General features: G+C 38.2%; 12 protein-coding genes, 12 tRNA genes, 3 rRNA genes and 2 pseudogenes. All 29 read left to right on the forward strand.

Annotation, left to right across the window (positions count from 1 at the left end):
- Positions 1-134: 134 nt before the first annotated feature.
- Positions 135-1,693, forward strand: a 16S ribosomal RNA gene (locus tag BW731_RS06410).
- Positions 1,694-1,767: 74 nt separating this feature from the next.
- Positions 1,768-1,840, forward strand: a tRNA-Ala gene (locus BW731_RS06415).
- A gap of 179 nt (positions 1,841-2,019) precedes the next feature.
- A 23S ribosomal RNA gene (locus BW731_RS06420) occupies positions 2,020-4,931 on the forward strand.
- Between the two features lie 78 nt (positions 4,932-5,009).
- Positions 5,010-5,125, forward strand: a 5S ribosomal RNA gene (rrf, locus tag BW731_RS06425).
- The 16S, 23S and 5S rRNA genes sit together here with 12 tRNA genes alongside, the layout of an rRNA operon.
- Positions 5,126-5,140: 15 nt before the next feature.
- Positions 5,141-5,214: transfer RNA gene (locus tag BW731_RS06430), tRNA-Asn, on the forward strand.
- Positions 5,215-5,241: 27 nt separating this feature from the next.
- Positions 5,242-5,331 (forward strand) — tRNA-Ser (locus tag BW731_RS06435).
- 22 nt (positions 5,332-5,353) lie between these two features.
- Positions 5,354-5,425: transfer RNA gene (locus BW731_RS06440), tRNA-Glu, on the forward strand.
- A 28-nt stretch (positions 5,426-5,453) separates the two neighbouring features.
- Positions 5,454-5,526 (forward strand) — tRNA-Asp (locus tag BW731_RS06445).
- A 5-nt stretch (positions 5,527-5,531) separates the two neighbouring features.
- A tRNA-Phe gene (locus tag BW731_RS06450) sits at positions 5,532-5,604 on the forward strand.
- 3 nt (positions 5,605-5,607) lie between these two features.
- Positions 5,608-5,688, forward strand: a tRNA-Tyr gene (locus BW731_RS06455).
- A 7-nt stretch (positions 5,689-5,695) separates the two neighbouring features.
- A tRNA-Trp gene (locus BW731_RS06460) sits at positions 5,696-5,766 on the forward strand.
- A gap of 11 nt (positions 5,767-5,777) precedes the next feature.
- Positions 5,778-5,850, forward strand: a tRNA-His gene (locus BW731_RS06465).
- Between the two features lie 10 nt (positions 5,851-5,860).
- Positions 5,861-5,932: transfer RNA gene (locus BW731_RS06470), tRNA-Gln, on the forward strand.
- A gap of 10 nt (positions 5,933-5,942) precedes the next feature.
- Positions 5,943-6,013: transfer RNA gene (locus BW731_RS06475), tRNA-Cys, on the forward strand.
- A gap of 8 nt (positions 6,014-6,021) precedes the next feature.
- Positions 6,022-6,105 (forward strand) — tRNA-Leu (locus tag BW731_RS06480).
- 107 nt (positions 6,106-6,212) lie between these two features.
- The gene (locus tag BW731_RS06485) at positions 6,213-6,800 is read left to right on the forward strand and encodes a transposase (protein ID WP_143592748.1); all 588 of its coding nucleotides are present in this window, start codon (positions 6,213-6,215) and stop codon (positions 6,798-6,800) included.
- A 58-nt stretch (positions 6,801-6,858) separates the two neighbouring features.
- Positions 6,859-6,981: pseudogene (locus BW731_RS13070) on the forward strand (transposase); the annotation flags it as partial.
- 262 nt (positions 6,982-7,243) lie between these two features.
- The gene (locus BW731_RS06490) at positions 7,244-7,723 is read left to right on the forward strand and encodes a CtsR family transcriptional regulator (protein ID WP_079346664.1); all 480 of its coding nucleotides are present in this window, start codon (positions 7,244-7,246) and stop codon (positions 7,721-7,723) included.
- The gene (locus BW731_RS06495; RefSeq protein ID WP_079346666.1) at positions 7,720-10,176 is read left to right on the forward strand and encodes an ATP-dependent Clp protease ATP-binding subunit; all 2,457 of its coding nucleotides are present in this window, start codon (positions 7,720-7,722) and stop codon (positions 10,174-10,176) included. The genes BW731_RS06490 and BW731_RS06495 overlap by 4 nt, the downstream gene beginning before the upstream one ends.
- Before the next feature lie 113 nt (positions 10,177-10,289).
- Positions 10,290-11,209, forward strand: a pseudogene (locus tag BW731_RS06500) (peptidase U32 family protein).
- 12 nt (positions 11,210-11,221) lie between these two features.
- Positions 11,222-12,457: a peptidase U32 family protein gene (locus BW731_RS06505; RefSeq protein WP_079346668.1), complete on the forward strand. Its 1,236-nt coding sequence runs from the start codon at positions 11,222-11,224 to the stop codon at positions 12,455-12,457.
- A gap of 15 nt (positions 12,458-12,472) precedes the next feature.
- Positions 12,473-13,816, forward strand: a complete 1,344-nt coding sequence (gene gor / locus BW731_RS06510) for a glutathione-disulfide reductase (RefSeq protein WP_079346670.1) — start codon at positions 12,473-12,475, stop codon at positions 13,814-13,816.
- A 123-nt stretch (positions 13,817-13,939) separates the two neighbouring features.
- Entirely contained in the window at positions 13,940-15,346 is a 1,407-nt protein-coding gene (locus BW731_RS06515; RefSeq protein ID WP_079346672.1) for a cytochrome ubiquinol oxidase subunit I, read from the forward strand.
- Between the two features lies 1 nt (position 15,347).
- Positions 15,348-16,352 (forward strand): cytochrome d ubiquinol oxidase subunit II, encoded by a 1,005-nt coding sequence (gene cydB, locus BW731_RS06520; protein WP_079346674.1) that lies wholly within the window; start codon positions 15,348-15,350, stop codon positions 16,350-16,352.
- Between the two features lie 16 nt (positions 16,353-16,368).
- Positions 16,369-18,099 (forward strand): thiol reductant ABC exporter subunit CydD, encoded by a 1,731-nt coding sequence (cydD, locus tag BW731_RS06525; protein WP_079346676.1) that lies wholly within the window; start codon positions 16,369-16,371, stop codon positions 18,097-18,099.
- A 2-nt stretch (positions 18,100-18,101) separates the two neighbouring features.
- Positions 18,102-19,856 (forward strand): thiol reductant ABC exporter subunit CydC, encoded by a 1,755-nt coding sequence (cydC, locus tag BW731_RS06530; RefSeq protein WP_079346678.1) that lies wholly within the window; start codon positions 18,102-18,104, stop codon positions 19,854-19,856.
- 193 nt (positions 19,857-20,049) lie between these two features.
- Entirely contained in the window at positions 20,050-22,206 is a 2,157-nt protein-coding gene (locus BW731_RS06535) for a coiled-coil domain-containing protein (RefSeq protein WP_079346680.1), read from the forward strand.
- 376 nt (positions 22,207-22,582) lie between these two features.
- The gene (locus tag BW731_RS06540) at positions 22,583-23,734 is read left to right on the forward strand and encodes a cation:proton antiporter (RefSeq protein WP_079346682.1); all 1,152 of its coding nucleotides are present in this window, start codon (positions 22,583-22,585) and stop codon (positions 23,732-23,734) included.
- A 126-nt stretch (positions 23,735-23,860) separates the two neighbouring features.
- Positions 23,861-24,457: a nitroreductase family protein gene (locus BW731_RS06545; RefSeq protein ID WP_079346684.1), complete on the forward strand. Its 597-nt coding sequence runs from the start codon at positions 23,861-23,863 to the stop codon at positions 24,455-24,457.
- Positions 24,458-24,719: the final 262 nt, after the last annotated feature.

Below are 24,719 nucleotides of genomic sequence, written 5' to 3' on the forward strand. Positions count from 1 at the left end.
AAAACTGAACAAAGTAAGACAAACCAAATGTGTAGGGCGTTTCTACTATGTAGGAACAAACCATATTTAGTGAATACAATTCGCTAGCAAGTTTTAAACAAATGAGCTTAAATATCGTAAGATGTTATCAACTTTTTATTGAGAGTTTGATCCTGGCTCAGGACGAACGCTGGCGGCGTGCCTAATACATGCAAGTCGAACGCATTTCTTTTCACCGGAGCTTGCTCCACCGAAAAGAAATGAGTGGCGGACGGGTGAGTAACACGTGGGCAACCTGCCCATCAGAGGGGGATAACACTTGGAAACAGGTGCTAATACCGCATAATTGATTTTGCTGCATGGCGAGATCATAAAAGACGCTTTAAGTGTCGCTGATGGATGGGCCCGCGGTGCATTAGTTAGTTGGTGGGGTAATGGCCTACCAAGACCATGATGCATAGCCGACCTGAGAGGGTGATCGGCCACACTGGGACTGAGACACGGCCCAGACTCCTACGGGAGGCAGCAGTAGGGAATCTTCGGCAATGGACGAAAGTCTGACCGAGCAACGCCGCGTGAGTGAAGAAGGTTTTCGGATCGTAAAACTCTGTTGTTAGAGAAGAACAAGTGATAGAGTAACTGTTATCACCTTGACGGTATCTAACCAGAAAGCCACGGCTAACTACGTGCCAGCAGCCGCGGTAATACGTAGGTGGCAAGCGTTGTCCGGATTTATTGGGCGTAAAGCGAGCGCAGGCGGTCTTTTAAGTCTGATGTGAAAGCCCTCGGCTCAACCGAGGAAGGTCATTGGAAACTGGAGGACTTGAGTGCAGAAGAGGAGAGTGGAATTCCATGTGTAGCGGTGAAATGCGTAGATATATGGAGGAACACCAGTGGCGAAGGCGACTCTCTGGTCTGTAACTGACGCTGAGGCTCGAAAGCGTGGGGAGCAAACAGGATTAGATACCCTGGTAGTCCACGCCGTAAACGATGAGTGCTAAGTGTTGGAGGGTTTCCGCCCTTCAGTGCTGCAGTTAACGCATTAAGCACTCCGCCTGGGGAGTACGGCCGCAAGGCTGAAACTCAAAGGAATTGACGGGGGCCCGCACAAGCGGTGGAGCATGTGGTTTAATTCGAAGCAACGCGAAGAACCTTACCAGGTCTTGACATCCTTTGACCACTCTAGAGATAGAGCTTTCCCTTCGGGGACAAAGTGACAGGTGGTGCATGGTTGTCGTCAGCTCGTGTCGTGAGATGTTGGGTTAAGTCCCGCAACGAGCGCAACCCTTATTGTTAGTTGCCATCATTCAGTTGGGCACTCTAGCGAGACTGCCGGTGACAAACCGGAGGAAGGTGGGGATGACGTCAAATCATCATGCCCCTTATGACCTGGGCTACACACGTGCTACAATGGACAGTACAATGAGTTGCGAGACCGCGAGGTTTAGCTAATCTCTTAAAGCTGTTCTCAGTTCGGATTGTAGGCTGCAACTCGCCTACATGAAGCCGGAATCGCTAGTAATCGTGGATCAGCATGCCACGGTGAATACGTTCCCGGGCCTTGTACACACCGCCCGTCACACCACGAGAGTTTGTAACACCCAAAGTCGGTGAGGTAACCTTTTGGAGCCAGCCGCCTAAGGTGGGATAGATGATTGGGGTGAAGTCGTAACAAGGTAGCCGTATCGGAAGGTGCGGCTGGATCACCTCCTTTCTAAGGAAAATTACGGAAAACACATTTTGTCTTTACTTTGTTCAGTTTTGAGAGGTCTACTCTTAAAGTAGTTAGGGGCCTTAGCTCAGCTGGGAGAGCGCCTGCCTTGCACGCAGGAGGTCAGCGGTTCGATCCCGCTAGGCTCCATTGATGAGTAATCATCAAACGAATTGTTCATTGAAAACTGGATAGTTGAAGTTAGACATCAACATAAACCGAGAACACCGCGTTGAACAGTTTCTTTAAAAAGAACTGTGAAATGTATTAATGATTATCTATCGCTAGTTAGTCATTAATTAAAAAAAGCTAACCGTAAGGTTAGAAAAGGTTAAGTGAATAAGGGCGCACGGTGGATGCCTTGGCACTAGAAGCCGATGAAGGACGGGACTAACACCGATATGCTTCGGGGAGCAGTAAGTATGCTATGATCCGGAGATTTCCGAATGGGGGAACCCAATATCTTTTATAGGATATTATCTAATAGTGAATACATAGCTATTAGAAGGTAGACGCAGAGAACTGAAACATCTAAGTACCTGCAGGAAGAGAAAGAAAAATCGATTTCCTTAGTAGCGGCGAGCGAAACGGAAACAGCCCAAACCAACAAGCTTGCTTGTTGGGGTTGTAGGACTCAGCTGTGGTAGCTGTTGTGGATAGTCGAATCGACTTGGAAAGGTCAGCCGTAGCGGGTAAAAGCCCCGTAGACGAAATTGACAACACACCTATGAGTATCCTGAGTACGGCGGAACACGAGAAATTCCGTCGGAATCCGGGAGGACCATCTCCCAAGGCTAAATACTCTCTAGTGACCGATAGTGAACCAGTACCGTGAGGGAAAGGTGAAAAGCACCCCGGAAGGGGAGTGAAATAGAACCTGAAACCGTGTGCCTACAAGAAGTTAGAGCCCGTTAATGGGTGATAGCGTGCCTTTTGCAGAATGAACCGGCGAGTTACGATAGCATGCGAGGTTAAGCTGAAGAAGCGGAGCCGTAGCGAAAGCGAGTCTGAATAGGGCGAATGAGTATGTTGTCGTAGACCCGAAACCATGTGACCTACCCATGTCCAGGTTGAAGGTGTGGTAAAACGCACTGGAGGACCGAACCCACGTACGTTGAAAAGTGCGGGGATGAGGTGTGGGTAGCGGAGAAATTCCAAACGAACTTGGAGATAGCTGGTTCTCTCCGAAATAGCTTTAGGGCTAGCCTCGGATTTGAGAATGATGGAGGTAGAGCACTGTTTGGACTAGGGGCCCGTCTTGGGTTACCGAATTCAGATAAACTCCGAATGCCATTCATTTATATCCGGGAGTCAGACAGTGAGTGATAAGATCCATTGTCGAAAGGGAAACAGCCCAGACCACCAGCTAAGGTCCCAAAATACATGTTAAGTGGAAAAGGATGTGAGGGTGCACAAACAACTAGGATGTTGGCTTAGAAGCAGCCACCATTTAAAGAGTGCGTAATAGCTCACTAGTCGAGTGCCCTTGCGCCGAAAATGTACCGGGGCTAAACATGTTACCGAAGCTGTGGATAGAACCTTTGGTTCTATGGTAGGAGAGCGTTCTAAGGGCGTTGAAGCTGGATCGTAAGGACTGGTGGAGCGCTTAGAAGTGAGAATGCCGGTATGAGTAGCGAAAGACAGGTGAGAATCCTGTCCACCGAATGACTAAGGTTTCCTGGGGAAGGCTCGTCCTCCCAGGGTTAGTCGGGACCTAAGCTGAGGCCGATAGGCGTAGGCGATGGATAACAGGTTGAGATTCCTGTACTCGTTTGTTTTGTTTGAACAATGGAGGGACACAGGAGGCTATGAGATCGTGCGACTGGAAGTGCACGTTCAAGCAACAAGTCTTGATAAGAGTCAAATGCTTTTATCTTTAAGGACAAGTTGTGATGAGTAGGGAAATAAAGTACCGAAGTCTCAATGTCACACTGTCAAGAAAAGCTTCTAGTTAGAAACAAATGACCCGTACCGCAAACCGACACAGGTAGTCGAGGAGAGAATCCTAAGGTGAGCGAGAGAACTCTCGTTAAGGAACTCGGCAAAATGACCCCGTAACTTCGGGAGAAGGGGTGCTGAACGCAAGTTCAGCCGCAGTGAATAGGCCCAAGCGACTGTTTATCAAAAACACAGGTCTCTGCAAAATCGAAAGATGACGTATAGGGGCTGACGCCTGCCCGGTGCTGGAAGGTTAAGAGGATGGGTTAGCAATAGCGAAGCTCAAAATTGAAGCCCCAGTAAACGGCGGCCGTAACTATAACGGTCCTAAGGTAGCGAAATTCCTTGTCGGGTAAGTTCCGACCCGCACGAAAGGCGTAACGATTTGGGCACTGTCTCAACGAGAGACTCGGTGAAATTTTAGTACCTGTGAAGATGCAGGTTACCCGCGACAGGACGGAAAGACCCCATGGAGCTTTACTGTAGTTTGATATTGAATGTTTGTGACACATGTACAGGATAGGTAGGAGCCGTAGAAGTCGGAACGCTAGTTTCGATGGAGGCGCTGGTGGGATACTACCCTTGTGTTATGACCATTCTAACCCGCACCACTAATCGTGGTGGGAGACAGTGTCAGATGGACAGTTTGACTGGGGCGGTCGCCTCCCAAAAGGTAACGGAGGCGCCCAAAGGTTCCCTCAGAATGGTTGGAAATCATTCGTAGAGTGCAAAGGCAGAAGGGAGCTTGACTGCGAGAGCTACAACTCGAGCAGGGACGAAAGTCGGGCTTAGTGATCCGGTGGTTCCGCATGGAAGGGCCATCGCTCAACGGATAAAAGCTACCCTGGGGATAACAGGCTTATCTCCCCCAAGAGTTCACATCGACGGGGAGGTTTGGCACCTCGATGTCGGCTCGTCGCATCCTGGGGCTGTAGTCGGTCCCAAGGGTTGGGCTGTTCGCCCATTAAAGCGGCACGCGAGCTGGGTTCAGAACGTCGTGAGACAGTTCGGTCCCTATCCGTCGCGGGCGTTGGAAATTTGAGAGGAGCTGTCCTTAGTACGAGAGGACCGGGATGGACATACCTCTGGTGTACCAGTTGTTCTGCCAAGGGCATTGCTGGGTAGCTATGTATGGACGGGATAAACGCTGAAAGCATCTAAGCGTGAAGCCCCCCTCAAGATGAGATTTCCCATTCCTTTAAGGAAGTAAGACCCCTGAAAGATGATCAGGTAGATAGGCTAGGAGTGGAAGTACAGTGATGTATGGAGCGGACTAGTACTAATCGGTCGAGGACTTAACCAAAATAAGCGGTGGACAATTATGATGATAGATAACTTTAACATTCAGTTTTGAGTGAGCAATTACTCAATAATATATAAGTGCGGTGACGATGGCAAGAAGGATACACCTGTAACCATGCCGAACACAGAAGTTAAGCTTCTTAGCGCCGAGGGTAGTGAAGGGTTTCCCTTTGTGAGAGTAGGACGTTGCCGTACTTATATTAATTATTATCCGGCATAGCTCAGTTGGTAGTAGCGCATGACTGTTAATCATGATGTCGTAGGTTCGAGTCCTACTGCCGGAGTTCTTTTATAGTAAGGTTGAAAACTCAGGAGAGTTGTCCGAGTTGGCCGAAGGAGCATGATTGGAAATCATGTAGGCGGTAATAACTGTCTCAAGGGTTCGAATCCCTTACTCTCCGTATCTAAAAAAATTATTATATTGGCCCGTTGGTCAAGCGGTTAAGACACCGCCCTTTCACGGCGGTAACACGGGTTCGAGTCCCGTACGGGTCATAACAATTAATGAAATAAAACCATAATAGGTTCCGTGGTGTAGGGGTTAACATGCCTGCCTGTCACGCAGGAGATCGCGGGTTCGATTCCCGTCGGGACCGTTATTGGCGCAGTAGCTCAGTTGGTAGAGCAACGGATTGAAGCTCCGTGTGTCGGCAGTTCGATTCTGTCTTGCGCCATTTGGAGGGGTAGCGAAGTGGCTAAACGCGGCGGACTGTAAATCCGCTCCTTCGGGTTCGGCAGTTCGAATCTGCCCCCCTCCATATTTAAAGGGGTATAGTTTAGCGGTAGAACTACGGTCTCCAAAACCGTCAGCGTGGGTTCGATTCCTACTACCCCTGTTATAATTATGGCGACTGTGGCGAAGTGGTTAACGCACCGGATTGTGGCTCCGGCATTCGTGGGTTCGATTCCCATCAGTCGCCTTTTTATTATTGGGCTATAGCCAAGCGGTAAGGCAACGGACTTTGACTCCGTCACTCGTTGGTTCGAATCCAGCTAGCCCAGTTTGTTTAAAGGCGGTATAGCCAAGTGGTAAGGCAGAGGTCTGCAAAACCTTTATCATCGGTTCAAATCCGGTTACCGCCTCTTGTTTTGCCGGCGTGGCGGAATTGGCAGACGCGCTGGACTCAAAATCCAGTGCCCTCACGGGCGTGCCGGTTCGACCCCGGCCGCCGGTATATCGGTTGATACAGTTGACACCATCGTATTTTGTGATGGTGTATTTTTAATAGGTTACAAAATAGGGGCTGTACACTAAATCGTGTTGATAGATTAAATTCTATCAATGCGATTTTTTGTTTTAGGCATAGAAAAAGGGGCATTCTTAGATGATTCTCTTATTTTTAATGAGGATTGGTTGTCTCGCGAAGCGAGAAACAACCGCTCAGTTAACATGATTACAGGAAGATTAGTGAATAAGGATAAGCAATGCAAGAAATGTGGATTTTATCAATTCGTTAAAAATGGAACGTATCAAACCATTAGTCAATTGCCTGAAGTTGAACGTCGCCCAACTTATCTGAAACTTCACAGAGCACGTTACCTTTGTAGAAACTGTGGATCAACTTTCAGTGCTTCTACTTCTCTAGTAGATGACTATTCTCAAATTTCTAAACAGCTTAAATACCAAATTGCTTTTGACTTAGCTGGAATGAGCTTTATTTGTGCTGATGCGACATCTAAAAAAATAATCGATATCTTACCTGATAAAGGATTACATAAGTTGGTTTCTTACTTTATGAAGTATTCCAGAAAATCACGTTTAAAAGTAAGATTTTTGGTCATGGACATGAATGCAAGTTACGGTCAACTATTAAAAACAGTCTTTCCAAACGCCATAATCAAGAGGAAGGAAAGCGGTATCGAAGATTAAAGCGTTATTGGAAACTCCTTTTATTGGTAAATTCTCCCAAGGAATTATGAATGCCTTTAAATACTACTATTCAAATGGTTTCTTAGAAGGCATTAACAATAAAATTAAAGTGATTAAACGTGTGGCCTATGGCTATCGAAACTTTCTACTATTCAAACGACGTATCTTTTTGATTCAAAATCAAGTTTTTCAGGTTAAATAAAAAAGCGAGAGAATTTCTTCCCTCACTTCAATTAATTCTATTTTATTTTTGATACTTTTTCATCAATATTATTGTCCATCAACACGATTTGATATAGAGTCGATTTTTTTAGTTGTCTAGCTTAATTTTAAAATTGGTGAATAATAGAATTTATATAAATCGTATTATTATAAATATCGATAAATTTTTAGTATAATAAAGGTCAATATAAGTCAATTGGATAGTAAGGGGTGGTAATCTAATGGAGAATAAAAACATGTCAGATATTATAGAAGAACATCTAAAAGAATTGTTGGCCAATGAAGATATTATAGAAATTAAACGAGCGGAACTTGCTAATCAGTTTAATTGCGTCCCTTCGCAAATCAATTACGTGATAAATACGAGATTCACGATTCCAAAAGGATATAGAGTAGAAAGTAAGCGTGGCGGTGGTGGTTATATTCGAATTGTTAAGGTGAAATTAATTCAATATAAAACTAAATTGTGTGAAGAAATACCTGAGATGATTAGTAATGGTTTGACAGAAAGTGAGGCATTTGCTATTTTAAATGAACTACATGATAATGATATTATTACGTTACGTGAAAGGCATTTGTTGCAAGCAGCCTTTAAATTAAATGGGATTAGCCGTTCTTCTGAAGAAAGACTGTTAAGATCTAATATGATGATTGCTATTATAGAGCGTTTAACATATAAAGAAAGAGAGGAACTTAGATGAGCGAATTATTTACGAAACGTGCAAATGATGTTCTGGAATTGGCACAAGAAAGTGCTAGATATTTTAAGCATGATACTGTGGGAACAGAGGATCTCTTATTAGGATTAGTTAAAGAGCCAAGAGGAGTTGGGGGTAAAGCAATTAGAAAATTAAATATAGATGAAGAAGTTATATTTGAGGAGATTGAGCAGGTTGTTCAATATGGTAGCTATAAAACGAAAAAAGGTCAGCTTTTACCATATTCACCTAGGGCAAAGGATGTGTTAGCTTTTGCTGGAGAAGAGGCAAAACGACTAGGAGCACCCAGTATTGGTACTGAGCACATTTTACTTGCTTTAATTAGAGAAGATACCTTGCTATCAGCACGTATTCTACAGAACTTTACGGTAGATTTAAAAAAATTACGCAAAGATATTTTAAAAAGAGTTGGTATTAATGAAAATAGTAAGAATGGAAAATCTCGAAAATCAGCAAAATCACTAACAAATGAAGGAACACCAACGCTGGAATCACTCGCTAGAGATTTAACTCAAAGTGCTAGAGAAAAACGATTGGATCCGTTAGTTGGCCGAGATACCGAAGTGGAAAGACTGATCCAAATATTGAGTCGTCGTACCAAAAATAACCCGGTTTTAGTTGGAGACCCAGGTGTAGGTAAAACGGCAATTGCTGAAGGATTAGCACAACGCATTGTTGCGGCAAATGTTCCAAAAGATATGCGAAATAAACGAGTGATGATGCTTGATATGGGAGCAGTAGTTGCAGGAACAAAATATCGTGGTGAATTTGAAGATCGTATGAAAAAATTAGTGGATGAAATTTATCATGACGGCGAAGTTATTTTGTTTATTGATGAATTACATACATTGATTGGCGCTGGTGGAGCGGAAGGTGCGATTGATGCGTCTAATATTTTAAAACCAGCTCTTGCTCGTGGTGAATTACAAACAATAGGGGCTACAACATTAGATGAATATCAAAAATATATTGAAAAAGATCCTGCATTAGAAAGACGTTTTGCTAAAATTTTAGTGGATGAACCAAATGAAGAAGAAACAATTGATATTTTATCAGGGTTAAAAGCACAATATGAAGAGCATCATCAAGTAGCGATTACAGAAGAAGCTATTGAAGCAGCTGTAAAACTATCTATTCGTTACATAAATGACCGTCAACTTCCTGATAAAGCTATTGATTTAATAGATGAAGCAGCTGCTAAAGTGCGTTTGAATCAGGCGGAAAAACCATCTCCAATAGTGAAACAGCAACAGGTATTAGCTGATATTTATAAGCAAAAAGAAGAAGCAATTATCTCACAAAATTTTGCCGAAGTGGTTGAAATTCGAGAGATAGAAAAGAAAGCCTTAAAAAAATTAGCAAAATTAGTTGAAAAACAAGAAAAAGAATCAGCCGGTTATATACAAAAAGTGACCGAAGAAGATATCGAATCTGTCATTTCTCAATGGACTGGTATTCCTTTAACACAGTTAGAGAAAAAAGAGAGTGAACGATTACTTGATTTGGAAAAGGTCATGCATGAACGTGTTGTCGGTCAAGAAGAGGCTGTAGAATCTGTCTCACGTGCCATTCGACGTGCGAGAAGTGGATTGAAGAGTCCTAATCGTCCAATTGGGTCATTTATGTTTTTAGGGCCAACAGGTGTTGGGAAAACAGAACTAGCTAAAACAATTGCTGAAGTGATGTTTGGTTCAGAAGATGCCCTGATTCGAGTGGATATGTCTGAGTTTATGGAAAAACATAGTACAAGCCGTTTAGTCGGCTCACCCCCAGGATATGTTGGTTATGATGAAGGTGGTCAATTGACTGAGCGAATTCGTCAAAAACCATATTCTGTTGTGCTACTTGATGAGGTGGAAAAAGCCCATCCTGATGTGTTTAATGTGTTGTTACAAGTATTAGATGATGGGCATTTAACTGATGCCAAAGGTCGTAAAGTAGATTTTAAAAATACGATTATTATCATGACATCAAATATCGGTGCTACTTCTTTACGAGATGAAAAGACTGTTGGATTTGGTGTAGCAGATGAAACCAAAGATTATAAAGCGATGAAATCTCGTATATTAGAAGAATTGAAAAAATCATTTAGACCTGAGTTCTTAAATCGTGTAGATGAAGTGGTTGTGTTCCATTCACTAAATAAAGAACAACTACATGATATCGTGAAGATCATGTCTAAAGATGTGGTTGAGAGATTAAAAGAACAAGATATTACATTAAAATTAACTCCAGCAGCTATTGATGTTATCAGTAGTGAAGGGTTTGATCCGGAATACGGAGCTCGTCCAATTCGTCGTGCTTTGCAAAAAGAAGTCGAAGATAGACTTAGTGAATTACTCTTGTCTGGTGAGCTTCAAACAGGAGATATAGTGACTCTTGGCGCATCAAAAGGGAAAATTAATACAAAAGTAAAAAAGATAGAAAAAGTGTAACGAACAAGCGTTAGTTAGTTAAATAACTAGCGCTTTTACCTTGTGAAAGATTGCGATTTATCTATGCAATATGGTAGGATAAAAAGTGTTTATAAAGGATAGGAGTGTCTAGAATGATAGAGATAAGTACGACAGTGGACTCATTAGAACAGGCACGTCAACTGGTCGAATTAGATATTGATGTAATTTGTTTTGGAGAAGAAGAATTTGGGTTGAGATTACCTCATTATTTCACAAGAGAAGAAATGACTGAATTGGTTCAATTAGCTCATAGTAAAGGAAAAAAGCTCGTGTTGCGGTGAGTGCGATTATGCATCCAGATAAAATGGAGCGTATTCCTGAATATTTGGGTTTTTTAGAGTCAATTGGAGTAGATGATATTATTGTAGGCGATCCTGGTGTGATTTATGTGTTACGACGAGATGGATATAAACTACCTTATGTATATAATGCTGAAACAATGGTGACTAGTTCAAGGCAAGTAAACTTTTGGGCCAAACGTGGTGCAACTGGTGCAATTTTAGCTAGAGAAATTCCGTTTGAGGAGTTGCAACAAATTGCCAAAGATACGCAAGTCTTTACTGAAGTTTTAGTGTATGGTGCGACGTGTATCCATCACTCAAAACGCCCATTGATTACAAATTATTTTAATTTTACGAAGCAACAAGACAATGTTTCTAAAGAAGATGGGTTGTTTATATCTGAACCTAAAGATGAAGAAACGCATTATTCTATTTTCGAGGATAAGCATGGGACACACATTTATGCCACAAATGATGTAGACTTAATGTTTGAATTAAAAGAATTATATGATGCTGGTTTAAGACATTGGAAATTAGATGGGATGTACACTCCTGGGGAAGATTTTGTGAGTATTGTTTCAAGTTTTATTATAGCTAAAAAAGCGTTGGTTGAAGACACTTGGACACAGGATTTGGCAAAATCACTACAAAAAACGATTATGGAACATCATCCAAAAGGAAGAAGTTTGGATACTGGCTTTTATTATTTAGATCCTGAGGAAATAAAATAGGAGAGAGTAAAGATGACAAATACATTGAAACGACCAGAAGTACTGGCTCCGGCTGGTACGCTTGAAAAATTGAAAATTGCGATACATTACGGAGCAGATGCTGTGTATATTGGTGGAAATGCTTACGGCCTAAGAAGTCGTGCTGGGAACTTTTCTTATGAAGAAATGGAAGAGGGTGTCGCATTTGCCAAAGAACGAGGAGCAAAAGTTTATGTGGCGGCTAACATGGTGACGCATGAAGGAGATGCTAAAGGGGCTGGTGAGTTTTTCAGAAAATTGCGAGATATTGGCATTAGTGCGGTAATCGTTTCTGACCCAGCATTAATTGAAGTATGCATTACTGAAGCACCTGGTTTACCGGTTCATTTGTCGACACAATCTTCTGCGACAAATTTTGAAACATTAGAGTTTTGGAAAAATGAAGGACTAGAGCGAGTGGTATTAGGTCGTGAGGTCTCAATGGACGAGGTAGCGAAAATTCGTGAGAATACGGATATTGAAATTGAAGCCTTTATTCATGGTGCGATGTGTATTTCCTACTCAGGTCGTTGTACCTTATCAAATCATATGAGTCATCGAGATGCTAACCGTGGTGGCTGTTCGCAATCATGTCGTTGGAAATATGATTTATTTGATATGCCATTTGGTGAAGAAAGACGGTCATTAACAGACACTGGTGAAGTGAGTGAGCCGTTTTCAATGAGTGCGGTGGATATGTCAATGATCGAACACATTCCTGATTTGGTAAAAAATGGTGTCGACAGTCTGAAAATTGAAGGACGCATGAAGTCGATTCACTATGTATCAACGGTATCTAATGTGTATAAAAAAGCAGTTGATAGTTACATGGCTGATCCGGAAAATTATGAGTGCAAACAAGAGTGGATTGATGAACTATGGAAAGTGGCACAACGAGAATTAGCAACTGGTTTTTATTATCATATTCCAACAGATGAGGAACAATTATTTGGAAAACGTCGGAAAATTCCAGTGTATAAATTCATTGGTGAAGTGTTAGAATATGATGACGAAACTAAAATTGCCACTATCCGACAACGAAATCATTTCAGAATCGAAGATCGTATTGAATTTTACGGACCTGGATTTACTCACTTTGAACAAGATATCAAAGAGATGTGGAATGAAGACGGTGAATCAATTGAAAAAGCACCAAATGCTATGATGATTGTCAAAATGCCAGTCGCACAACCAGTTAAACCTGGTGATATGATTCGTAAACAGAAGTAAGAAGGGAGAAAATGGATGAAAACATTTGATTATATAGTGATTGGTGGAGGTAGTGGTGGAATAGCTTCTGCTAATAGAGCAGGTATGCATGGGGCTAAAGTGTTATTAATAGAAGGAAACGAGCTTGGTGGGACATGTGTCAATGTTGGATGTGTTCCTAAAAAAGTGATGTGGTCAGCATCTCAAATGAATGACATGCTACACCATCAAGCCTATGAATATGGTTTTGATATCACTGTTGATGGCTTTGACATGGCTCGTTTAGTCGAAAATCGCCAAACATATATTAAACGATTGAACGGTTTGTATTTAAAAGGGCTAGAAAGTAATGGAGTGACTCATATTAAGGGTTACGCGAAATTTAAAGAAAAAAATGCGGTCGAAGTAAACGGAGAAACATTTACTGCTCCTCATATTTTAATTGCGACAGGTGGAAAAATTATTCGTCCGAATATTCCCGGTGCAGAATATGGTATTGATTCAAATGGCTTTTTTGAATTAACAGAACTACCAAAACGAGTGGCAGTAGTTGGAGCTGGATATATCGCAGTGGAAATCGCTGGCGTATTACATGGCTTAGGAGCAACGACTCATTTGGCATTTAGACGTGACACATTTTTACGTGAATTCGATGACTTATTAATTCAAGGATTAACTGAAAGTTATGAGAAAAGTGGCATGAATTTACATGCAAATAGTGTACCAAAGAGTGTTGACAAAACAGCTTCTGGTTACGTTTTGTCCTTTGAAAATGGAAAATCAATCGAGGTAGATGAAATTGTCTGGGCAATCGGTCGAGTGCCAAATATGGATGGATTAAACCTTGATGTGACAGATGTTGAACTAACTGATAGAGGGGCTATAAAAGTAGACCAGTATCAAAATACCACACAAGAAGGCATTTATGCTGTTGGGGATGTCATTGATAAAATTAATTTAACACCTGTAGCAATTGCAGCAGGACGAAGATTATCTGAACGCTTATTTAATAATCAAGACAATTTATATTTAGAGTATCATACCGTTCCAACAGTTGTATTTTCACATCCAGCGATTGGAACAGTTGGTTTAACAGAAAAAGAAGCCAGAGAACAATATGGTGAAGATGTTAAAATATATACGTCTAGATTTACCCCAATGCAGTTTGCGATTACTGAAGTTCGCGAAAAATGTTGGATGAAACTTGTGTGTGTCGGAAAAGAAGAAAAGATTGTTGGATTACACGGTATTGGATTGGGTGTTGACGAGATGCTACAGGGATTTGCGGTTGCTGTAAGAATGGGTGCAACTAAAGCTGATTTTGATCAAACGGTTGCCATCCATCCAACAGGAGCAGAAGAATTTGTCACAATGAGATAATGTGTGTAAAAAACGTTATTTAAATTTATTATTACTTGATAACGAGTTGAAAAAGTTTTGAAACTACTTGACCTATCGGGTATAATGAGTTTGTTAAATAGATTTATATAAGGAGGATTATTTATGGATATCGAATTTTTGGCACGGTTCCAGTTTGGTATGACAACTGTCTTCCATTTCTTTTTCGTGCCAATGTCTATCGGGATGGCATTTGCTGTTGCGGTAATGGAGACAATGTATGTTGTTAAAAAAGAACAAATCTATAAAGATATGGCAAAATTCTGGGGCAACATCTTTTTAATTGGTTTTGCCGTAGGGGTTGTAACAGGGATTATCCAAGAGTTTCAATTTGGTATGAACTGGTCTGAATACTCTCGCTTTATGGGGGATATTTTTGGTGCACCATTAGCTGTTGAAGCACTATTAGCATTCTTTATGGAATCAACATTCATTGGTTTATGGATGTTTGGTTGGGACAAGTTTAACGAAAAACTGCATTTATTATTTATTTGGTTAGTTTCAATCGGTACAGCACTATCAGCACTTTGGATTCTTGCAGCGAACTCATTCATGCAAAATCCTGTTGCTTATTCAATCAACGAAGCAACTGGTCGTGCAGAATTAACAAGCTTTGTTGGTTTACTAAAAAATCATCAATTATGGGTAGAATACCCTCACGTATTATTTGGAGCAATTGTAACCGGTGGATTTGTGATTGCAGGTTCATCAGCATGGAAAATGCTTAAAAACAAAGACATGGAATTCTTTAAAAAATCAATGAACATTGGATTGATTTTAGGATTAGTTGGTTCAATTTTAACAATTGGTGCTGGTCACCAACAAATGATTGCTGTTGCAAATGATCAACCAATGAAATTTGCAGCAATGGAAGGTATCTATGAAGATACAACTTCCCCTGCACCATGGAATATTATTGCATCAATTGATACAAAAGAAAAAGAAACAAAATGGGAAATTTCTGTGCCATACTTACTAACACTTTTAGGTGGAGAAGATAAGTACATCGGGATGGACCAAGCAAATAAAAATCTACATGACGAATACGATGCAAAATTCGGTTCAGACGTAGACTACTATTTACCCGTTAAGACTCTTTTCTGGGGATTCAGATTCATGGCAGGTTTTGGTACACTAATGGCATTAATGGCTATTGTGGGACTATTCTTGCTTCATAAAAACAAGATTCAAAATATGAAATGGTTACTATGGCTATTTGTAGCAGGCATTAGTTTCCCATTCATTTCAAACACATTCGGTTGGTTGGTAACTGAATTAGGACGTTCACCATGGACTGTATACGGATTGTTTACAATCGCAGACAGTGTGTCTCCTGGTGTATCAGCAACATCATTATTAATTAGTAACATTGTTTATTTCTTATTATTCAGTGTATTAGGTTATGTGATGTTTGTATTCTGTAAACGTGCTGTTAAAAAAGGGCCTTACTATGTGGATCCATCTGAAGCGAAAAAAGATGGTATAGATCCATTTGCAAAGGGGGTTCTGTAAAATGAGTAATTTACAATTTTTATGGTTTATTTTAATTGGTGTCTTGTTTTCAGGATTCTTCTTCTTAGAAGGATTTGACTTTGGTGTTGGGATGTCAGTTAAACTGGTTGCACGTAATAAACGCGAACGTGACCAAGTCATTGAAACAATTGGACCTATTTGGGAAAGTAACTTAGTATGGTTAATTACAGCTGGTGGGGCAATGTTTGCCTCTTTCCCGGAATGGTACGCGTCACTATTTAGTGGATTCTACTTAATTTTATTATTTATTTTAGTAGGATTAATTATCCGCGGGGTATCATTTAAGTTCCGAAGTAGTTCTGAAAATGCGAAAGAACGTAATACTTGGGAATGGGCATTGTTTTTAGGTAGTGTGATTGTCCCATTTCTATTTGGTATGATGTTTGTTGACTTAGTAATGGGTCTACCAATGAATGCGTCTAAAAACGTGATGAATGCATCATTTACTGATTACGTTAACCTATTTTCTATCGTTGGTGGAGTGGCAGTGACTTTAGTTAGTTTCTTACATGGATTAAACTACTTACGATTAAAAACAGAAGGTGCGGTACGTGAACGTTCATTAGCTATTGCTAAAAAATTATACCCAGTATTATTTGCTGGATTAGTTGTTTTTGCTATCTTAGCTTATTTGAAAACAGATTTCTTTACTGAACGTTTTACCTCTTCATTGATTCTTTTAGTTTTAATTGTTGTTTTTGCAGCACTTTCTGCTTATGGCACTTATAAAGACAAAGAAGGATTATCTTTTATTTCAACTGGATTAGTCTTCGTTGGGATTGTAGCATTCTTATTTAATGGGTTATTCCCACGTGTTATGATCGCCAAAGACTCACAATTTAGTTTATTAATTGAAAATGCATCAAGTACACCGTATACATTGAAAGTAATGACAATTGTTACAGTTGTCTTATTACCAATCGTCTTACTTTACGTTGCTTGGGCATATAAACAATTTGCCAAACGTGTCAAGATAGATAGATAAAAGGAGTTGTACCTGATTGATTGATAAGAATTTATTTCGTATTGATAAAATTAGGTCAGTCTTAATTGGGCTTGTAGGATTAGGAATCCTACAAGCCTTATTAATTATCGGACAGGCTTATTTTTTATCAAAAGGTATCAGTGCGTTGTGGAACGGAGAAGCTGTCGCATCGCAAACGATGTCGCTTATTTGGTTTTTTTCTTGTTTTTTTGGTAGACAGCTAGTGTTGTATGTACGAGATAAATCTCTTGATAAGTACGCGTATCAAGAAGCAAGAAAAGTCCGACAACAATTGCTACAGAAAATATTTCGTTTAGGTCCTAACTTTGTTCAAAAAGAAGGGACTGGTAACATGGTTACTATGACGATTGAAGGGATTGACCAAGTAGAAAACTATATTACGTTAATTTTACCGAAGTTAACCAATATGATGGTCATACCATGGATTATCTTAGTGTTTGTATTTATGCAAGATGTGCGTTCAGGCGTCATATTATTAATCGTTTTTCCCGTTATCATTTTATTTATGATTATTTTGGGATACGCTGCAAGAGCCAAAGCAGATAGACAATATGAAGGGTTTCAGTTATTAAGTAATCATTTTTTAGACTCTCTAAGAGGGATCGAAACGCTTTATTTTTTAGGGTTAAGTAAGACATATGAAAAAAATGTTTACGACATTAGTGAAGATTACCGAAAAGCAACAATGAGTACGTTAAAAATTGCAATACTTTCAACATTTGCACTAGATTTTTTTACAACCTTATCTGTGGCAATTGTGGCGGTCTTTTTAGGGTTTAAATTAATGAATGGAGAGATTTTATTATTACCAGCTTTAACAACCTTAGTGTTAGCACCAGATTTCTTTTTGCCCTTACGAGATTTTTCAAATGACTACCATGCGACATTAGATGGTGGAAACACGTTAAAATCTATTTTTTCAATTTTAGATCAAAAAGAATTAACAAATGATGAAACAATTGACTTAAAAGGTTCATGGAATGAATCAGATACATTATCATTAAAAAATATGTCGTTAAAATATAATGAATCACAAGAGGCAACAACCTTGACGGATATTTCTTTTGACTGGCAAGGTAGTGGGAAAATTGGAATTGTTGGGTTATCAGGTTCTGGTAAGTCAACGTTGATTAAGCTATTAGGAGGGTTTTTAGAAGCAACAGAGCCAAGTATTCATATTAATGATTCTGCTATGAGTAATTTGCAAAAGAAAGTTTGGCAAGATCAATTATTTTATATTCCTCAAGATCCTTATATTTTCCATGGCACATTAAAAGAAAATATTACATTCTATCATCCAGAAGCAAGTTTTGAAGAATGTGCTGAAGCCATCAAGCAAGCAGGTTTGATAGATGTCATTGAAGAATTACCAGAAGGTTGGGATACTGTGATTGGTGAAGGTGGCCACTTACTAAGTGGAGGGCAATACCAACGAATTGCAGTAGCCAGAGCGTTGCTTGATAAAGAACGAAAAGTTTTACTATTTGATGAACCAACAGCCCATCTAGATGTGGAAACAGAGTATGAATTAAAAGAAACTATGTTGCCATTATTTGAAGATAAGCTTGTCTTTTTTGCAACGCATCGTCTGCATTGGATGAGAGAGATGGATTATATCTTGGTAATGGAAGATGGAAAAATTGTGGAACAAGGAACTTATAATGAGTTACGTGCTAAAAATGGTGCCTACCAACACTTTGTTGACCAATTGAAGGGAGGGTTATAGAAATGAAACAAGATCACTTATTATTAACAAAACAAGATAAGTGGGTTAGACCTTTTTTCAAGAAGTATAAGAAACTATTGGCCTTAGTTTTATTTCTAGGGTTTCTAACGTTTTTTTCAGCTGCAGCATTGATGTTTACCTCAGGCTACTTGATTAGCCGTTCGGCCGCAAAACCTGAAAATATACTAATGGTGTATGTCCCAATTGTATTAACACGTGCATTTGGTATTGCCAGACCAACGTTTCGTTATATCGAACATTTAGGAAGTCATAACTGGGTGTTAAAAATGACGTCTGATATTCGTGTCAGATTGTATCGCTCATTAGAAACAGAGGCAACAGATACAAAAGAAAATTACCAATCAGGTAGTTTACTTGGGATATTATCAGAAGATATTAACCATATCCAAAATCTTTATTTAAGAACGATTTTCCCAATCTGTACGTCTTATATTTTGTATCTCTTTATTGTGATAGGATTAGGATACTTCTCTCTACCATTTGCTGGATTAATGTTAATTTTATTTGCTTTAATCCTAGTGGTATTGCCACTAGCAGCAATCTTAGTTAATAATGCTAGAGTGTACCGTAAAAAAGCAAAAAAACATGTGCTATATAATGATTTAACAGATGCTGTTTTAGGAGTAGCTGACTGGCAATACAGTGGTCGTTATGAAGAATTTCTAACACAGTATAATGATGCTGAATCAAGTGTAAGAGAAGAAGATTATCAATTAAATCGTTACTCTAGACTTGAAGGGATTGTAAAGCAGTTTATTTTTGGCGTGATAGCTATTTGTCTCTTTATCTGGTCAGGATCATACTTTATTAATCAAGGAAACCCCGGAGCACTAAATTGGATTGCGGCATTTGTGCTGTCATTTTTCCCATTACTAGATGCCTTTGGGCCAGTGAGTGATTCAGTTAAAGAGTTACCTATTTATGAAGATACTGTTCAGCGTTTATCCAAATTACCAGATCCGGATAAAGTTGACACTGAAGTGGCGAAAAACTCAATTACTTTAGAATCAACCACAATTCAGTTAGAAGATGTTAGTTTTAAATATTCCCAAGGTAAACGAGAGTTACTATCTCATTTTAATTTAACGATACCAGAAGGGGATGTTGTCGCATTATTAGGAAAAAGTGGAACAGGTAAAACGACATTAACTCAGATTATTCGCGGAGATTTACTTCCAACATCAGGTAAAGTGTTAGTTGGTGGTGTGGATATTAAAGAGATGGAAGGCCAACAAGCTAACTATTTTGGCGTCCTAAACCAACACCCATACTTGTTTAATACGAGTTTAAAAAATAATGTGCGCTTAGGTAACTTAGATGCAACAGATGAAGACGTATTAAAAGCCATCGAAGCAGCAGGTCTAAAGCAAGTTGTGGAGCGTTTGCCACAGGGAATGGACACATTAGTTGAAGAAGGCGGTAAACGATTTTCAGGTGGAGAACAACAACGTATCGCGTTAGCTAGAATCTTATTACAAGATGTGTCAATTGTTATTATTGATGAACCAACTATTGGTTTGGATCCACTAACAGAAAAACAATTACTTGAAACAGTATTTCATGTGTTAAAAGATAAAACAGTGATTTGGATTACCCACCATTTAGTTGGGATTCATCATGCTGATGAGGTCGTGTTCATTGAAGATGGAAAAATTGATATGTCTGGTGGGCCCAAAGACTTGTTAAAAACAAATAAACGATTTAAGCAACTGTATGAAATGGATGTTTATGAGTAAAAAAGCATTCCCTCTTAAAGGGATGCTTTTTATTTATAAAAACTAAACAAAAGATACAGAAATGTTAGTCTATTATAATAAAACAACTTTACAATTCACATCAGAAAAGGTACTATTAATACGAGTATCTAATTAAGATAAATGATGGTACACGTTAATATGATAAGCTAAATAGTGGAGGGAGTTTGAAGTTATGCCTTTAGAGGAGTTTGATATAGATGTTCAACTGTATCAAGATGAAACAAAAAAGCCAGATGAACAGAGCGTTATTTTATTACCTGTTCAGAACATAGCAACAAAGAAGAATCAATTATTGTTAAAATGGTCAAATCGTAAAGTGAAATTATCCCAATCAATTATTAGTAAAGCAGTTGAATTATTTTTAGCTAGTTGGGAAAACACATTTTCGTTGTATCCAATTGAACGTGTTTTTTTAGACTATACAACGCGTGAAAAAGTAGAATTATTGGTAACGTTTGATGCAAGTAGATTGTATTCAAATACTCAAATTAGAAATATTAAAATGAACGCACCTAAATTGTTTAAAACAGCAATGAATGAGGCGTATGACCAATTTGGTATTCTTGAAAACCAAACAGCTAATCAGTTAGGAGCGTCTAATGTTGCAATGGATTATGATAGATATGATGAGATAAATAATAGCACTCATATAGTTAAGGACAAATCTGTTGCCCAAGATTTATTTATAAGAGAACGTACTGTTCAAGATAGCGAAGATTTATTGGATAAACAACAACGAATCTATGAATTAGAGCAAAAAATGGCAGAAAATTCACAATTAATGAAATCATTTGAAATGGATTTACAAACGACTCAACGTGAATACGAAATGAAAATTTCTCATATTAGTCAAGAAAATGATGCTTTAAAGCAAAAAATTATTTCTTATCAGGACAACGAAATTGACTTCAGACAGCAATTACAATTAAAAAAATCAGAAGTACTTGAATTGAAAAATAGGGTTAGTGAATTAACTGTTGAACTAGACCAAGGTATCGAGTCTTGGAAACAAAAACATCAGCAAGCTCAGATTGAAAATGAAGAATTACGTATGGTAATTACGGAAAATCAACAATTTGAGGAGCAAGTCCAAGAATCCTTACGTGATGCAACCAAAAAATTAAAAGAAAAAGAATCAGAACTATCTCAGCTAGAGCAACAAAGTCAAATTGCTATTAGAGAAGCTCAAATGCAACAAAAGCAACTTATTGCTGAAAAAGAACGATTACAAGATCAACAAGATAAACTAGATCGATTGTTATCTGAGAGACAAACAATGGTTCAACATTTGAGCGATGAGTTAAATCAAAAAGAACAAGAAATGAAACGATTAACATTTGAGCATCAACAAGCCGTTCAAGAATATCAATATCAACTTTCTAAAAGAGAAAAAGAGTTTGATGATTTGACTTATTCAAAAAATGAAGAAATCCAACGTTTATCTCAACGTTTAGAAAAACAGCAAAATTTAGTGAATCAATTAATGGACTCACAAGAATCAACTCAGTCTAAATGGCAAGACAATTATAATCGATTAGAAAATAATTACAGAGCAGCAGCTAATAGAGTGTTTGATTTAGAAAAAGAATTAGCTAAATTGAAACAATCTAGTTACTCATCAACCTCGATAGCAGATCGAACATTCTCTTCTATAGCTTTAGAAAATGATGTTTTACCTGAGGTTGAAATACCAACACAACCTGTTTTTGATCCAGTAGACATGGTGGATGATGATAATCTTGACGTACAGAAGTCTGATACGTTGGATTTAATTCAATTGGAAGATTCTCTTGATCAAGGCTATCATTATGCGGATGAAGAAGAAGTCACTGTTGAAAATGATGATGAAGATTATGATTATGATGAAGATTATGATTATGACGAAGATTATGATTATGACGAAGATTATGATTATGATGAAGATTATGATTATGACGAAGATTATGATTATGATGAAGAATATGACGACGACGTTTTAGGATATGATGAAGAAACAGTAATGGATGATGTCGATACTATTTTAAGTGAAACAGAGGACGAAGAGGGAAAAGAAAAAATTCGTAAAAAAGACTATGTGGCCTTTGAAGAACAACTTGAAGAATTATCAGATCGTTGGGATGAGCTAGCAGATCAAGATAATAAATTTAAAAAATGGGCTGAACCAAAGATGAAAAAATTTGATCGATTCTATAAAAAGCTTGATGATAATGTCAAATCTCCTAAACTATTATCTCGTAAGTACGTTATGACTGAAGAAGTTTGGGGAGAAATTCAAGCATATGCTCTTATTAGCCGTCATTTAAAAACTATTTTAGATTATGAAGCTTAGAATAAACATTTCCTTTTTTAAGGTGTTTATCAATTGCTAGAATTTAAATAATTAACAGATAATATGTGAATAATCGTGTTACTAGATTAACGTCTATTAACACGATTTTTAGGCTCTTAGCAACTATTACAGGTAAGAATTAAAACATTCTATTTGTGTTTTATGCTATCATTATTGCTAATATCAGATAGTTTTACACGCAAAAAATTATCGATTACGATTATATTGAACTGAAAAAAGTAAGATTCGTTTTTTATTTTTTATAAAAGGGGTTTTTTATGATATCGGCATTAAAAAATATGATAAATCTTTACAAGGGATGAAATAGTCTGATAGATTTATTATTGTAGGTAGAAAAAAGAGTAGGGGATGACATATGGAATTATTATTGACGATTGTATTAATTTTATTTTCAACGAAGGTAGCAGGGCATTTATCTGTACGGCTTGGACAACCAGCTGTTTTAGGGAAATTACTTATTGGGATAGTAATTGGTCCAGCTGTTTTAGGTTGGGTAAATGACTCAGCTATTTTTCAAGAGTTTTCGGAAATAGGTGTATTATTACTGATGTTTCTTGCAGGACTTGAAACAGACGCAGAACAGCTAAAGAAAAACTGGAAACCGTCAGTTGCTGTAGCAGTCTTGGGTATTCTTATCCCATTTGCTAGTGCATTTGCTATGGGAGAATTATTCGGATTTTCGTTCAATGAAGGAATCTTTTTAGGTGTCCTTTTCTCAGCAACAAGTGTTAGTATTACTGTACAAGTCTTAAAAGAGATGGGGATGATGCAGACTCGTGAAGCAACCACCATCTTAGGAGCAGCTGTGGTAGATGATATTTTAGTTGTGACACTTTTAGCATTTGTTATGTCATTTATGGGGGAAGATACATCAAGTACATCAGTACCGTTATTATTACTAAAAAAAGTTATTTTCTTTGTTGTGGCTTTTGTAGTAGGTGTCTATATTGTGCCTAAATTCTTGCAATTATTTTCAAGGTTTAAAGTAACAGCACCGGTTACAGCTGCAGCATTAATTGTTGCATTTGGCTTTGCTTATTTTGGTGAAATGTTAGGTATGGCAGGAATTATCGGAACATTTTTAGCTGGTTTATTTATTTCACAGACCTCTTTTCAACATGAAGTTGAGCAAACAGTTGATCCGATTGCGAATGCCTTATTTGTACCATTTTTCTATGTTAGTGTAGGCATAAGCATTTCGTTTGATGGGGTACTAAGTCAAATGGGATTCTTAGTTGCTTGTACAATCGTAGCTATTTTATCTAAACTATTTGGTGGCTTCTTAGGAGCGAAGATGACAGGATTTGATAATCACTCTTCACTTGCCGTTGGTTCAGGTATGGTGTCACGAGGTGAAGTAGCACTAATTATCGGTACAACAGGATTAGCAACAGGACTACTTTCTCAAGAATATTACACAACAGTTATTATTTCAGTTATTCTAACAACATTGATTGCGCCACCGATGTTAAAACATTACTTTATGAAATTATATCCAAAAAAATAGTTTAACTAAACAGTCGAAATATTTCGGCTGTTTTTTTTCTTATATAAAGTAAGCATATAATTTTACTTACTTAATGTTAGTTGCTATAGTATAAACATCAAATAAATAAAAAGGATTGATTAACACATGTCAAATTTTGTAAATTTATTAAAACAACGTCGTTCGATATATGATTTAGGAAAAAATACACCACTAACTAATGATGAAATTGTAGACTTGGTAACAGAGGTAGTGAGAGAGTCACCGACTGCATTTAATTCGCAAACACAACGAGTAGTGTTTTTATTCGATGATGCACATGAAAAATTATGGAGTATGACAGAAGGATTATTAGAACCGCTAACACCAGCTGAGGCATTTGAAAATACAAAAGAAAAATTAAAAAGCTTCGCAAAAGGAAAAGCAACTATTTTATTCTTTGAGGACACAGATATTGTAAAAGGATTGCAAGAACAATTTGCGCTATATGCAGAGAATTTCCCAATTTGGTCAGAACAAGCGAGTGGTTTAACTCAATCAAACGTGTGGACTGCTTTAACTGAAAAAAATATTGGTGCTAATTTACAACATTATAATCCAGTTATTGATGAGCAAGTTGCGAACGAATGGAATATACCATCGAACTGGAAATTGCGTGCTCAATTAGTCGTTGGATCGATTGAATCACCAGCATTAGAAAAAGAATATATGGAAAACAACGATAGATTTAAAGTATTTAAGTAAAAAAGAGATTCATAAAAATTTCTATATGGAACAAAAAAATAAACATAAATTAGGTTTATTATATAAACAGCAACAAAATGAATAAACAACTCCTTAGGTCACTAGCATATTGCTGGTGACTTTTTTATTATTTATTAAGTTGAACAAATACATTAAAAATGAACGATAATGTATCGTAAACGGTCTATAAAAATATATTAATCTGATAGAGCGAGTGGAATGAAATGTTTTTGTAACAATTCCTTTATCTATCTGACATATG

Source organism: Vagococcus martis (assembly GCF_002026305.1).
Classification (GTDB): domain Bacteria; phylum Bacillota; class Bacilli; order Lactobacillales; family Vagococcaceae; genus Vagococcus; species Vagococcus martis.